Here is a 13,936-nt window from a genome sequence, read left to right as displayed (position 1 = left end):
CCGGCCCGCGCCCCCGAGCAGACCCTCGCCGTCGCGGACCCGGTCACCGCCCTCGGTCTCACCGGCCGCGAGCGGGACGTGCTGCGCCTGGTCTCGGCCGGGCGCACCAACCGGCAGATAGCCGAGGAGCTGTTCATCTCCCCGAAGACGGCGAGCGTGCACGTCTCCAACATCCTGGCGAAGCTGGGGGTGTCGAGCCGGGGCGAGGCGGCGGCGCTGGCCCACCGGCTGGAGCTGTTCCCGCCGGGGGAGGAGCGGCTGGTGGCGGGGTGACGGGCGGCGGCCGCCGGACTACGGCGCTCGCGGCCGCCGGACAGGGCCCCCGCCGCCGGACAAGGGCCCCCATCGCCGCCAGGGCGAGTGCCCTTCAGCTCACCCGCAGCTCGAGCAGCCGGTCGTCGCCCTTCTTCGGGTCGCCGCGGCCGTCGGTGTTGCTGGTGAGCAGCCAGAGGCGGTCGCCGCCCGCCGGGACCACTGTGCGCAGGCGGCCGTACTCGCCGTCGAGGAACGCCTGGGGCGGCGCCGAGGCGGCGGTGCCGCGCAGCGGGACACGCCACAGCCGCTCGCCCCTGAGCCCGGCCATCCAGACCACGCCGTTCACCAGGGCGATGCCGCTGGGGGAGGCCTGGTCGGTGTGCCACTGGGCCAGCGGGCTCGTGAACCGCTTGTCGCCGGACCTGCCCTCGGCGTCGGGCCAGCCGTAGTTGCCGCCGGGGGCGATCGCGTTCAGCTCGTCCCAGGTGTCCTGGCCGAACTCCGAGGCGAAGAGCCGCTGTTGGGAGTCCCAGGCCAGGCCCTGCACATTGCGGTGGCCGTAGGAGTACACGGGCGAGTCCGGGAAGGGGTTGCCGGGCGCCGGTTCGCCCTCCGGGCTCAGCCGGAGGATCTTGCCGCCGAGCGACTTCCGGTCCTGGGCCAGGCGGCCGCTGCCGCTCTCGCCGGTGCCCGCGTAGAGCATCCCGTCGGGGCCGAACGCGATGCGGCCGCCGTTGTGGATGCGGCCCTTGGGGATTCCCTTGAACACCGTGTCGGGGGCGCCGAGTTGCTCACCGGACGGCTTGTTCTCGTCGTAGCGCACGCGGACGATGCGGTTGTCGGAGGCCGAGGTGAAGTAGGCGTAGACCATGTGGTCCGAGGCGAAGCCCGGGGACAGGGCGATGCCGAGCAGACCGCCCTCCCCGTCCGGGGAGACCCCGGAGATCCGGCCCAGAACGGTCTTCTCGCCGGTCTTCGGGTCGATCCGGGTGAGCGTGGCGTCGTCGCGGGAGGAGACCAGCAGATCGCCGCCGGGCAGGGGCGCGAGTCCCCAGGGGGTGCGCAGACCGTCGGCCGCCGTGCGCAGCACCGTCACCGAGCCCTTGGCGGCGGGAGCGGCGGGGGACACGGTGTTCGTGGCCGGACCGCCGGGTGTGGTGCTCCGGCCGCCGTCGGACACCCCGCCGCTGTCTGCGGAACAGCCCGCCGCGAGCAGCAGCGCGGTCGTCGCCAGCACCGCCGGCAGGATTCGGCTTCGCACGATCAGGGTCCTCTCGGAGCGACGGCCGTGGAACAGCTACCCGTCTGACGCGGAAACGTACCGGGACACCGTTCCCGTTCCCGAAGAGCCACATCCGGAGCCCTGCGTTCCCCACATTCGCCCGGCACGGCCCTCGCGCATCCCCCGATCAGTCCCAGGACTCCCGCGCCCCCGGCACTCCCGGCGCCCCCGACAGTTCCGCCAGGTCCTCCGGGGTCAGCCGCAGCTCCGCCGCCCCCGCGTTCTCCTCGGCCCAGTGGGCGTGCTTGGTGCCGGGCAGCGCGATCACATGGCGGCCCCGGGACAGGACCCAGGCCAGGGCGACCTGGGCCGGGGTAACTCCGGGGCCGTGGCGGCGGGCGACGCGGCGCAGATCGGCCACGATCGGCTGGTGGGCCGCCATCATCTCGGCGGTGAAGCGGGGGTGCCGGGCGCGTACGTCGTCCGGCTCGAAACCCTGGCCCGGGGTCAGCGTGCCGGTCAGGAAGCCGCTGCCCAGCGGCATCGCCGCGAGGAACGCCACACCCCGCGCCTCGCACCACGGCAGCAGGGCCCGCAGCGCCTGCGGCGACCACACCGACAGCTCCGCCTGCACCGAGGCCACCGGGAACACCTGTTGTACGCGCCGGAGTTGGTCCAGCGTGGCGTCGTAACGCCCGGCCCCGGAGCGGCGGGTGCCGCGCGGGCCCACCGCGCACAGCCCGAGCGCCCGCACCTTCCCGGCCCGCACCAGCTCGGACATCGCGCCCCAGGTCTCCTCGACGGGGACCTCGGGATCGGCGCGGTGCAGCTGGTAGAGGTCGATCACATCGGTCTGGAGGCGGCGCAGCGAGGCGTCGCAGGCGCGCTTCACATAGCCGGGGCGGCCGTTGGCCACGATGTGCCGGTCGCCGCCCACCAGCAGTCCCGCCTTGGTCGCCACGAAGGCGTCCGCGCGCCGCTCCCTCAGCACCCGCCCGAGCAGCAGCTCGTTGGTGAACGGGCCGTACATGTCCGCGGTGTCCAGGAAGTCCACGCCCAGGTCCAGCGCCCGGTGCACGGCTCTCAGCGACTCCTCGCCCCGCCGCCGCGACGCGCTGTAGGCCCAGCTCATCGGCATGCAACCGAGCCCGACGGCCCCCGCGGCGAGGATCCCCGCGCCGATCGTCCTGCGCTCCACCTGCCCGCGACCCTCCCTCGCCCTCCGCCCCAACCTAACCTCTGCCACCGGCCCCGCCGGAATCGGCCTCTCGCCCGCGACCACCCGAAACGCCTCCCGGCACGACCGTCCTGAATTAGCCTCCCGCACATGACCGATGACGTCTGGCTGCCCATTCCCCCCGAGAAGATCCATGGACTCCCCGACGGGTTCCGTTACCTCTTCTGGGACGGGGGCGACAGCGGCGAGCAGGAGTTCCCCGGCGACCCGGCCGACTGCGTGGCGTACGTGGTGCCGTACCTGCGCGGCGCGGCGGTCAAGCACCGCCCGCTGAAGTCGATGACCCGGCTGCGGCTGATCCAGACCCTCACCGCCGGGGTGGACGACATGCTTCCGGCGCTCTCGGAGGTCGGCCCCGGCGTTCGCCTGTGCAACGCGCGCGGGGTGCACGAGACGAGCACCGCCGAGCTGGCGCTCACCCTCACGCTGTCCGCCCTGCGTGGCATCCCCGGCTTCGTCCGGGCCCAGGACGAGGAGCGCTGGCGGCCCGCGCCGATGCCGTCGCTGGCCGACCGGACCGTGCTCGTCGTCGGGTACGGCGCCATCGGGGAGGCGATCGAGGACCGGCTCGTACCGTTCGAACCGGGGCGCGTGCTGCGCGTCGCGCGCTCCCGGCGCACCACCGAGCGCGGTCTGGTGCATCCGCTCACCGAACTGCCCGCGCTGCTCCCCGAGGTTGACGTGGTGATCCTCTCCGTGCCGCTCACCGAGACGACCCGGCACCTGGTCGACGCCGCCTTCCTCGCCCGGATGAAGGACGGCGCGCTGCTGGTCAACGTCGCGCGCGGACCCGTCGTCGACACCAGTGCGCTGCTCGCCGAGCTGGAAAGCGGACGGCTCACCGCCGCGCTCGACGTGACCGACCCCGAACCGCTGCCGCCGGGGCACCCGTTGTGGCGGGCGCCCGGTGTACTGATCAGTCCGCACGTGGGCGGGCTCAGCTCCGCGTTCCCGCCGCGTGCCGAGCGACTGCTCGTGGACCAATTGAGCCGGTTCGTGAACCATGAGCCGCCGCGCAACGTGATCCTCACCACCGGCCCCCGCACCACCGGCGGTTGACCGCTCCGGGCACCCTCCGCGACCCTTCGGGCGCGGTCCGTGCCCGCATCGCCGCTGGTCGTCACGGAGAGTAGAGAAGCTATGTCCCTGAGTGACGATACTGGTGTATCGTCCCGACAGGGGCAGCGCCGCCGACCGTTCGGCGCCGGGGATGGAAACTTCGGAATGGTGAGGGGGGCGACGGGCGATGCACGGCCTATGGACGAACGATCCGACGCGGCGGAGCCGCCGGCGGCGACCCTGGCGCACGACCGCGCACGGTCGCGGCCATCACACGAGCCATCACGGGCACCACGGCTCGCACCACAGCTCACGGCCCGGCCCGCACCACAGGCCGGGCGCCCGCAGGAGGCCCGTCCACCGTCCCCCCGCCGACCGGGGACCGGCACGGACCGGGAGGCCCCGGTGAACGCGCCCCCCTCGCTCACGCCGACCGCGCTCGACGGGGCGCTGCGCGCGCCGCAGCCGCCCCAGGCCCCCAAGCCGGTCCCGCCGCCCGCCGCCGAGGGCTCCCGCGTGGCCCAGCAGCTCGTGCTCGCCCTGATCTGCGGGGCGTACGGCATCGGGGCCGCGCTGGGCTGGGGCAGCAAGCAAGTCGCGCTGTTCATGGGCGACTTCGGGCTCGCCGCCGCCGCGGGCATCGCCGCGGTCTCCTGCTTCCTCTACGCCCGCAGTCCCGGGGTGCGCTTCCGCCCCGCCTGGCTGCTCTTCGCGCTCTCCTCCGCGATGGCCGCCCTCGGCAACGCGGTCTGGGGGTGGTACGAGGTCGTCCTCGGCCGCACCGTGCCCAGCCCGAGCTACGCCGACCTGTTCTTCCTCTGCTTCGCGCCGCCCGCCATCGTGGGCCTGCTGGTCCTCGCCAAACGCCCCCTGAACCGGGCGGGCTGGATCTGTCTCACCCTGGACGCCTGGCTGATCGGCGGCTCGCTGCTCACCCTGTCGTGGAGCCTCGCCCTCGCCCAGGCCGCCCGCTTCGACGGCCCGAGCGTCGCGCACACCGCGCTCTCGCTGGCGTACCCGCTGCTCGACATCGCCCTGGTCAGCATGGTCCTCGCGCTGCACTTCCGGCGCAGCCCGGGCAACCGCACGGCGGTGAACACCGCGATCGGCGCCCTCGCCCTCACGGTGATGTGCGACGCGCTGTTCACCTCCCCGCTGCTGCACAGCCACTACCGCTCGGGGCAACTGCTCGACGCGGGCTGGTTCGCGGGCTCGCTGCTGCTCGCGTACGCCCCCTGGGCCGCCCCGAAGCAGCACGCGCACGGCCCCGAAGGCCAGCCCCGCACGGCGCGCGAGCGCGTCCCGGCGCCACGGACCGGCGGCTCCGGCTGCCCGCCCGCACCGGACGTCGAACAGGTGCGGTACCCGGCGGGACGCCCGATCACCGGCTCGCTCGCCGCGCTCACCCCGTACCTCGCCGCCGCCGTGTGCACGCTCGGCATCCTGTACAACGTGCTCAACGGCCGCAGGCCCGACCACGTCGTGCTGATCACGGCCGGTGCCGTCGTCCTCGCGCTCGTCGTCCGCCAGGGCATCATGCTCCTGGACAACATCACCCTCGCCCAGGAACTGGCCCACCAGGAGAACCACTTCCGCTCCCTGGTGCAGGGCTCCAGCGACGTCATCATGATCGCCGCGCCGAGCGGCATCCTGCGGTACGTCTCCCCGGCCGCCGCCGGGGTCTACGGCCGCCCCGCCGAGGAACTCGTCGGCACCGAACTGGCGAAGCTCATCCACCCCGAGGACCTGGGCTGCGTCCTGCACGAGGTGCGCCGCTTCCTCGCCGCCAGCCCGCCGGACGAACCCACCACCCGCATCGAGTGCCGCTTCCGTTCCGGCGCGGGCGGCTGGCTCAACGTCGAGTCCACCGTCAACCGGCACCACGGCGGCCTGATCTTCAACAGCCGCGACGTGACCGAACGCGTCCGGCTCCAGGCCCAGTTGCAGCACAACGCCGAGCACGACCCGCTCACCGACCTGCCCAACCGGGCCCTGTTCACCAGACGCGTCCAGCAGGCCCTGTCCGGGCGCCGGGCCAGCGATCGAGGCGCCGCCCTGCGCGGTACCGCCGTGCTCTTCATCGACCTGGACGGGTTCAAGGCCGTCAACGACACCATCGGGCACCAGGCCGGGGACCAGCTCCTCGTCCAGGCCGCCCGCAGGCTCCACGAGGCGGTGCGCCAGTCGGACACCGCCTCCCGCCTCGGCGGCGACGAGTTCGCCGCCCTGATCACCGGCGACGGCACCCGCGACCGCACCGCGCGCGAGCGGAACATCCTGGAGCTGGCCGACCGCCTCAGGGCGACCCTCTCCCAGCCCTACGCCATCGACGGCAACGATGTCCGGGTCAACGCCTCCATCGGCGTCGCCTTCGCCGAGCCGGGACTCGGCGCGGGCGAGCTGCTGCGCAACGCGGACCTGGCGATGTACCGCGCCAAGGCGGGCGGCAAGGGCCGGGTGGAGCTGTACCGCCCGCAGATGCAACAGGACGTCGTCCGCAAGGCCGAGCTGGCCGGACGGCTGCGGGCCGCGCTGCACGACGGCGAGTTCGCGCTCCTGCACCAGCCGGTGGTCTGTCTGGAGAACGGCCGGATCGCGTCGGTCTCCACGCACGCGCGCTGGCGCTCCTCGCAGGGCGTGCTGTTCACCCCCGCCGAGTTCCTGCGGGTCGCGGACGACGGCGACAAGACGGCCGAGCTGGAGCGCTGGATACTGCGCGAGGCCGTGGAGCAGGCCGCCGAGCGGGCCGCCGGGGGACTGGTCGTCCCGGTCGCGGTCCGGATGAGCGCCCGGCGGCTCCTGGACCGCTCGCTGCCGCTCGGCTCGATCGAGGCGCTGCTGACCCGGCACGGCCTGCCGCCCGGGGCGCTCGTGGTCGAACTCTCCGACACCGACCCGAGGATCTCCCTGGACGAGCTGGAGCGGCGGCTGACCGCGCTGAGCAGGCTCGGGGTGCGGATCGCGCTCGACGGCTTCGGCGGCGGCTGCGCGGCCTTCACCGCACTGCGCAGGCTCCCGGTGGACATCCTCAAGCTCGACCGCGGTCTGGTCGAGGGCGTCGTGGAGTCCGCGCGGCTGCACAAGATCACCAGCGGGCTGCTGAAGATCGCGGGCGACCTGGGGCTCCAGTCCGTCGCCGAGGGCGTGGACCTGCCCGAACAGGTCGTCGCCCTGCGCGCGATGGGCTGCACCCACGGCCAGGGCATGGCGTTCGCGGGGCCGGTGGACGAGTACCGGCTGCGCCGCGCGCTCGCCGCCGGGCGCTACCCGGTGCCGCACGCCGGGGGTGAGCCGGTCCTCGCAGGCAAGGGCGCGGGCGCGGCCGCGGGTGCGGGTGCCGGGGTGTACGCCGGGGGCATGTCCACGATGATCGGCGGCACCACCACCCTCCGCTCACATAATGAGACGGCTGTCCCACCCACTTGACAGTAGGTGCGCGCCGGGGGGAGGGTCAGTGCCATGCGCACCCGAATTCTCGTACTTGGAAAGCGCGTCGGCTGAGCTGGGACGACCGGAGGACGAACCGGAAATCCCCAGCGACCTCACCGACGCGCTCCCCTCGCTTGCCATCCCGGCACGAGGGGTTTTTTGTTGCACGAGCGACCCTCGTGCGCAGCTCCAGCTCCGCTCAAACCTCGCAAAAACCCTCAGCATCGAGAAGAGAATGCCGATGACCGAGCAGGCCACCGGGGCCCACCATCCGCAGCCGCGGCCCCGATCCGGAGGGCAGCACGCCGCCCCTGTCGAGCACGTCACGGGCGCCCAGTCGCTCGTGCGCTCTCTTGAGGAGGTAGGCGCGGACACGGTGTTCGGCATCCCCGGCGGCGCGATCCTGCCGGCGTACGACCCGCTGATGGACTCCACCCGGGTCCGGCATGTGCTGGTCCGCCACGAGCAGGGCGCGGGCCACGCGGCCACCGGCTACGCGCAGGCCACCGGCAAGGTCGGCGTCTGCATGGCCACGTCGGGCCCCGGCGCCACCAACCTGGTCACGCCGATCGCCGACGCGCACATGGACTCGGTGCCGCTGGTCGCGATCACCGGCCAGGTCGCCTCCAAGGCGATCGGCACCGACGCCTTCCAGGAGGCGGACATCGTCGGCATCACGATGCCGGTCACCAAGCACAACTTCCTGGTCACCAAGGCCGAGGACATCCCCCGGGTGATCGCCCAGGCGTTCCACATCGCCTCCACCGGCCGCCCCGGCCCGGTCCTGGTCGACATCGCCAAGGACGCCCTCCAGGCGAAGACCACCTTCTCCTGGCCGCCCGTCATGGACCTGCCCGGCTACCGCCCGGTGACCAAGCCGCACGCCAAGCAGATCCGCGAGGCCGCCAAGCTGATCACCGCCGCCAAGCGGCCGGTCCTCTACGTCGGCGGCGGTGTCCTCAAGGCGCACGCCACCGCCGAGCTGAAGGTCCTCGCCGAACTCACCGGCGCGCCCGTCACCACCACCCTGATGGCGCTCGGCGCGTTCCCCGACAGCCACCCGCTGCACGTGGGAATGCCGGGCATGCACGGTTCGGTCACCGCCGTCACCGCGCTGCAGAAGGCCGACCTGATCGTCGCCCTCGGTGCCCGCTTCGACGACCGCGTCACCGGCAAGCTCGACGGCTTCGCGCCGTACGCCAAGATCGTGCACGCCGACATCGACCCGGCCGAGATCGGCAAGAACCGCGAGGCCGACGTGCCGATCGTGGGCGACGCCCGCGAGGTCCTGGCCGACCTGGTGCAGGCCGTGCAGAAGGAGCACAGCGAGGGCAACCAGGGCGACTACACCGCCTGGTGGCGGGATCTGACCCGCTGGCGCGAGACCTACCCGCTCGGCTACGAGCGCCCCGGCGACGGCTCGCTCTCCCCGCAGGCCGTCATCGAGCGCATCGGGCAGCTCGCCCCCGACGACACGATCTTCGCGGCGGGCGTCGGCCAGCACCAGATGTGGGCCGCCCACTTCATCCAGTACGAGCAGCCCGCGACCTGGCTCAACTCCGGCGGCGCCGGAACCATGGGCTACGCGGTCCCCGCCGCGATGGGTGCCAAGGCCGGACAGCCCGGCCGCACGGTCTGGGCCGTCGACGGCGACGGCTGCTTCCAGATGACCAATCAGGAACTGACCACCTGCGCGCTGAACAACATCCCGATCAAGGTCGCCATCATCAACAACGGCGCCCTCGGCATGGTCCGCCAGTGGCAGACCCTCTTCTACAACCAGCGCTACTCCAACACCGTCCTGCACTCCGGCCCCGACGACGTCAACCCGGAGGCCAGGGGCACCCGCGTGCCGGACTTCGTGAAGCTGTCCGAGGCCATGGGCTGCGTGGGCCTGCGCTGCGAGCGCCCCGAGGACCTGGACAAGGTCATCGAGGAGGCCAACTCCATCAACGACCGCCCCGTGGTCGTGGACTTCATCGTCCACGAGGACGCCATGGTGTGGCCGATGGTCGCCGCCGGCACCACCAACGACGAGATCATGGCCGCCCGTGACGTCCGCCCCGACTTCGGCGACGGCGCGGACGACTGAGCGAGAGAGACGTAAATGATCATGTCCAAGCACACGCTCTCCGTCCTGGTGGAGAACACCCCGGGCATCCTCGCCCGCATCGCCGCCCTCTTCTCCCGCCGCGGCTTCAACATCGACTCGCTCGCGGTGGGCGTCACCGAGCACCCCGACATCTCCCGCATCACCATCGTGGTCGGCGTCGAGGACCTGCCCCTTGAGCAGGTGACCAAGCAGCTCAACAAGCTCGTCAACGTGCTCAAGATCGTCGAGCTGGAGCCCGGTCAGGCCGTCCAGCGCGAACTCGTCCTGGTGAAGGTCCGCGCCGACAACGAGACCCGCTCCCAGATCGTCGAGATCGTCCAGCTCTTCCGCGCCAAGACCGTCGACGTCTCCCCGGAGGCCGTCACCATCGAGGCCACCGGCTCGGGCGAGAAGCTGTCCGCCATGCTCAAGATGCTGGAGCCCTTCGGCATCAAGGAGCTCGTCCAGTCCGGCACGATCGCCATCGGCCGCGGCGCCCGCTCCATCACCGACCGCTCGCTGCGCGCCCTCGACCGCTCGGCGTGACCCCCGGCCCGGTCGCCGCCGAACCGGCGCGGCGACCGGATGCCGAGACCCCCAGACCTTCCGTCACCCCGCCGCAATACGGTGGGACGCACATCCGCACATCAAGGAGAGTTCCAGTGGCCGAGCTGTTCTACGACGACGACGCAGACCTGTCCATCATCCAGGGCCGCAAGGTCGCGGTCATCGGCTACGGCAGCCAGGGCCACGCCCACGCCCTGTCGCTGCGGGACTCGGGCGTCGACGTCCGCGTCGGTCTGCCCGAGGGCTCCAAGTCCAAGGCCAAGGCCGAGGAGCAGGGCCTGCGCGTGGTCACCCCGGCCGAGGCCGCCGAAGAGGCCGACGTCATCATGATCCTGGTCCCGGACCCCATCCAGGCCCAGGTCTACGAGGAGTCCATCGCCCCGCACCTGAAGGACGGCGACGCGCTGTTCTTCGGCCATGGCTTCAACATCCGCTTCGGTTTCATCAAGCCCCCGGCGGGCGTCGACGTCTGCATGGTCGCCCCCAAGGGCCCGGGCCACCTGGTCCGCCGTCAGTACGAGGAGGGGCGCGGCGTCCCCTGCATCGTCGCGGTCGAGCAGGACGCCTCCGGCGACGGCTTCGCGCTGGCCCTGTCGTACGCCAAGGCCATCGGCGGCACCCGCGCGGGCGTCATCAAGACGACCTTCACCGAGGAGACCGAGACCGACCTCTTCGGCGAGCAGGCCGTGCTGTGCGGCGGCGCCGCCGCGCTGGTCAAGGCGGGCTTCGAGACCCTGACCGAGGCCGGTTACCAGCCGGAGATCGCCTACTTCGAGTGCCTGCACGAGCTGAAGCTGATCGTGGACCTCATGTACGAGGGCGGCCTGGAGAAGATGCGCTGGTCCATCTCCGAGACCGCCGAGTGGGGCGACTACGTCACCGGCCCGCGCATCGTCACCGACGCCACCAAGGCCGAGATGAAGCAGGTCCTCGCCGAGATCCAGGACGGCACCTTCGCCAAGAACTGGATGGACGAGTACCACGGCGGCCTGAAGAAGTACGACGAGTACAAGAAGCAGGACTCCGAGCACCTGCTGGAGACCACCGGCAAGCAGCTGCGCAAGCTGATGTCCTGGGTCGACGAAGAGGCGTGAGCCCCACGCCCCGCGGCCGCGCCCTCCGGTGACCGGGGAGCGCGGCCGCGGGGCCGCGCGCCTGCCTCGTACAAAGCGGCGCTTCCCGTCCGGGTGATCCTTCCGCAGCGGCACAGTCGGGCGGCTGTCGCGCTACTACACTGCACCACTACATACGCGTCAGGCCCACAGTGTCGTGCGTCTTCCACGCGGCTAAGCACCCCTCCACCGCCAGCGGCCGTCGGGACGGCCGTCCGCATTGGACTTGTGAGGACTCACGTGAGCTCGAAACCCGTCGTACTCATCGCTGAAGAGCTGTCGCCCGCGACCGTCGACGCACTCGGACCGGACTTCGAGATCCGGCACTGCAACGGAGCCGACCGTGCCGAGCTGCTCCCCGCCATCGCCGACGTGGACGCGATTCTGGTCCGTTCCGCCACGAAGGTCGACGCCGAGGCGATCGCCGCCGCCAAGAAGCTGAAGGTCGTCGCACGAGCCGGCGTCGGCCTGGACAACGTCGACGTCTCCGCCGCCACCAAGGCCGGCGTGATGGTCGTCAACGCCCCCACCTCCAACATCGTCACCGCCGCCGAGCTGGCCTGCGGCCTTCTCCTCGCCAGCGCGCGCAACATCCCGCAGGCGAACACCGCCCTGAAGAACGGCGAGTGGAAGCGCAGCAAGTACACCGGCGTCGAGCTGGCCGAGAAGACCCTCGGTGTCGTCGGCCTCGGCCGCATCGGCGCCCTGGTCGCCCAGCGCATGTCCGCCTTCGGCATGAAGGTCGTCGCCTACGACCCCTACGTGCAGCCCGCGCGGGCCGCGCAGATGGGCGTCAAGGTGCTGTCGCTGGACGAGCTGCTCGAGGTCTCCGACTTCATCACCGTCCACCTGCCGAAGACCCCCGAGACCCTCGGTCTGATCGGCGACGAGGCGCTGCGCAAGGTCAAGCCGACCGTGCGGATCGTCAACGCGGCCCGCGGCGGCATCGTGGACGAGGCCGCGCTGTACGCGGCGCTCAAGGAGGGCCGCGTCGCGGGCGCCGGTCTCGACGTGTACACGAAGGAGCCGTGCACCGACTCCCCGCTCTTCGAGCTGGACCAGGTCGTCTGCACCCCGCACCTGGGCGCCTCCACCGACGAGGCCCAGGAGAAGGCGGGCATCGCGGTCGCCCGCTCGGTGCGCCTCGCGCTCGCCGGTGAGCTGGTCCCGGACGCGGTCAACGTCCAGGGCGGTGTCATCGCCGAGGACGTCAAGCCCGGTCTGCCGCTCGCCGAGCGTCTCGGCCGCATCTTCACCGCCCTCGCGGGCGAGGTTGCGGTCCGCCTCGACGTCGAGGTCTACGGCGAGATCACCCAGCACGATGTGAAGGTGCTCGAACTCTCCGCGCTCAAGGGCGTGTTCGAGGACGTGGTGGACGAGACGGTCTCCTACGTCAACGCGCCGCTGTTCGCGCAGGAGCGCGGGGTCGAGGTCCGCCTCACCACCAGCTCCGAGTCGGCCGACCACCGCAACGTGGTCACCGTGCGCGGCACCCTCGCGGGCGGCGAGGAGGTCTCGGTCTCCGGCACGCTGGCCGGTCCCAAGCACGTCCAGAAGATCGTCGCCGTCGGGGAGTACGACGTCGACCTCGCGCTCGCCGAGCACATGGTCGTCCTGCGCTACGAGGACCGTCCCGGTGTCGTCGGCACCGTCGGCCGCGTCCTCGGCGAGGCGGGCATCAACATCGCCGGTATGCAGGTCGCCCGCGCGGCGGCGGGCGGCGAGGCGCTGGCCGTGCTGACCGTGGACGACACGGTCTCGCCGGGCACGCTGACCGAGCTGGCCGAGGAGATCGGGGCGACGTCCGCCCGGTCGGTGAACCTGGTCTGAGTCGTACCGGAGCGCCGGGTGGACCGTTGGTCGGTCCGCCCGGCGCTCCGGCGTTTCCCCTACGGGGCGTCGAGCACCCCAGCGTCCGCGCGGTCGGGATCGAGCCGTTCCGTATCGCCCTGCTCCATGCCCGTCTGCTCCGTGCCGAGCCTGCGCAGCGTCACCGCCGCCCCGATCGCGGCGAGCGCCAGCACCACCGCCCCGGTGATCGCCGCCGCCTGCATCCCGTTCGTGAACGCCTCGCGCGCCGAGGTCAGCAGCGCCTCGCCGGTACGGCCCGGCAGCCGGGCGGCGGTGGCCAGCGCGCCGCCCAGGGTCTCGCGGGCCGGGCCCGGGGCGTCCGAGGGCATCCCGTGCCGGTAGACGGCGGCGCCGACCGAGCCGAGGAACGCCATCCCGAGCGCCCCGCCCAGTTCCGTGGCCGTCTCCAGCAGCGAGGAGGCCGTACCCGCCCGCTCCGCCGGGGCGGTGCCCATCGCCATGTCGGTCAGCTGCGACATCACCATCACCGCGCCGCAGGCCAGCACCCCGGCCCCGGCAAGGACCAGCCACAGCGAGTCGGTGCCGACGAGCGCGAGCAGGACGTATCCGGCGGCGGAGACCGCGAACCCGGCGGCGACCACCCGGCCCCGGTCCGCGCCCCGGGCGACCAGCGCGGCGGTCACCGGCCCGGCCACTCCGATGAGCACCGAGGGCAGCAGGCTCCACAGCGCCGCCGACAGCGGGCTCTTGCCCAGCACCGACTGGATGTACTGCGTGGTGTAGATGGCCGAGCCCAGCATCCCGAACGCCGACACCAGCGTCAGCACCACCGCCGGAGTGAAGCCCCGCCGCCGCAGCAGCGTGAGCGGCACCAGCGGCGCGGCGACCGTGCGCTGGCGGTGGACGAAGAGCGCGGCGAAGAGCAGACCGACCGTCACCGAGACGACGTACAGCGGGTGCCAGCCCTCGGAGGGGATCTCCTTGAGGCCGTAGACCACGGGCAGCACGGCGGCCAGCGACAGCGGCACGCTCGGCCAGTCGAAGCGGCCGGAGGCCGTCTTCCGCGACTCGGGCAGCAGGAGCGGGCCGAGCACCAGCAGCAGAAGCATCGCGGGCAGGTTGACCAGGAAGACCGAGCCCCACCAGAAGTG

The 13,936-nt window shown here is 72.3% G+C and carries 10 protein-coding genes; 7 read left to right on the top strand and 3 right to left on the bottom strand.

From position 1 onward, the window contains the following. Positions 1 to 273 (top strand): helix-turn-helix transcriptional regulator (locus GTW40_RS08510; RefSeq protein ID WP_161179546.1); only part of this gene is annotated, 273 nt, incomplete at its 5' end. A 94-nt stretch (positions 274 to 367) separates the two neighbouring features. Here the strand turns inward: GTW40_RS08510 and GTW40_RS08505 are convergent. Beyond that, positions 368 to 1,522, bottom strand: coding sequence for a PQQ-dependent sugar dehydrogenase (locus GTW40_RS08505; RefSeq protein ID WP_237525405.1), 1,155 nt, complete (start codon positions 1,520 to 1,522; stop codon positions 368 to 370). Between the two features lie 142 nt (positions 1,523 to 1,664). After that, complete coding sequence (locus GTW40_RS08500; RefSeq protein WP_161179545.1) at positions 1,665 to 2,675, bottom strand: aldo/keto reductase; 1,011 nt, start codon at positions 2,673 to 2,675, stop codon at positions 1,665 to 1,667. 129 nt (positions 2,676 to 2,804) lie between these two features. Here GTW40_RS08500 and GTW40_RS08495 point away from each other — a divergent pair, with 129 nt between their 5' ends. The 6 genes from GTW40_RS08495 (at position 2,805) to serA (ending at position 12,803) form a co-directional block, all read left to right on the top strand. Beyond that, positions 2,805 to 3,773, top strand: a complete 969-nt coding sequence (locus GTW40_RS08495) for a 2-hydroxyacid dehydrogenase (protein WP_161179544.1) — start codon at positions 2,805 to 2,807, stop codon at positions 3,771 to 3,773. A 405-nt stretch (positions 3,774 to 4,178) separates the two neighbouring features. Next, positions 4,179 to 7,199, top strand: a complete 3,021-nt coding sequence (locus GTW40_RS08485; RefSeq protein ID WP_161179543.1) for an EAL domain-containing protein — start codon at positions 4,179 to 4,181, stop codon at positions 7,197 to 7,199. Positions 7,200 to 7,443: 244 nt separating this feature from the next. Beyond that, positions 7,444 to 9,294 (top strand): acetolactate synthase large subunit, encoded by a 1,851-nt coding sequence (locus GTW40_RS08480; RefSeq protein ID WP_202485587.1) that lies wholly within the window; start codon positions 7,444 to 7,446, stop codon positions 9,292 to 9,294. Positions 9,295 to 9,315: 21 nt separating this feature from the next. Continuing rightward, positions 9,316 to 9,840, top strand: coding sequence for an acetolactate synthase small subunit (gene ilvN / locus GTW40_RS08475; RefSeq protein ID WP_018544678.1), 525 nt, complete (start codon positions 9,316 to 9,318; stop codon positions 9,838 to 9,840). 116 nt (positions 9,841 to 9,956) lie between these two features. Further along, positions 9,957 to 10,955, top strand: a complete 999-nt coding sequence (gene ilvC, locus GTW40_RS08470; RefSeq protein WP_161179541.1) for a ketol-acid reductoisomerase — start codon at positions 9,957 to 9,959, stop codon at positions 10,953 to 10,955. Between the two features lie 258 nt (positions 10,956 to 11,213). Continuing rightward, positions 11,214 to 12,803, top strand: a complete 1,590-nt coding sequence (gene serA / locus GTW40_RS08465; protein ID WP_161179540.1) for a phosphoglycerate dehydrogenase — start codon at positions 11,214 to 11,216, stop codon at positions 12,801 to 12,803. Positions 12,804 to 12,862: 59 nt separating this feature from the next. On the opposite strand, the gene GTW40_RS08460 is transcribed toward serA, so the two are convergent. After that, the coding region (locus GTW40_RS08460; protein WP_161179539.1) for an MFS transporter at positions 12,863 to 13,936 on the bottom strand (1,074 nt) is incomplete at its 5' end.

The sequence above is a fragment of the Streptomyces sp. SID4985 genome (genome assembly GCF_009863025.1).
Classification (GTDB): Bacteria; Actinomycetota; Actinomycetes; order Streptomycetales; family Streptomycetaceae; genus Streptomyces.
This window is presented reverse-complemented; position numbering and strand designations above follow the sequence as displayed.

What these genes read in the sequence shown, in the direction of transcription:
- GTW40_RS08495 (WP_161179544.1), top strand. Translation starts at nt 2,805, where the DNA reads ATGACCGATGACGTCTGGCTGCCCATTCCCCCCGAGAAGATCCATGGA.
- ilvN (WP_018544678.1), top strand. Translation starts at nt 9,316, where the DNA reads ATGTCCAAGCACACGCTCTCCGTCCTGGTGGAGAACACCCCGGGCATC.
- GTW40_RS08480 (WP_202485587.1), top strand. Translation starts at nt 7,444, where the DNA reads ATGACCGAGCAGGCCACCGGGGCCCACCATCCGCAGCCGCGGCCCCGA.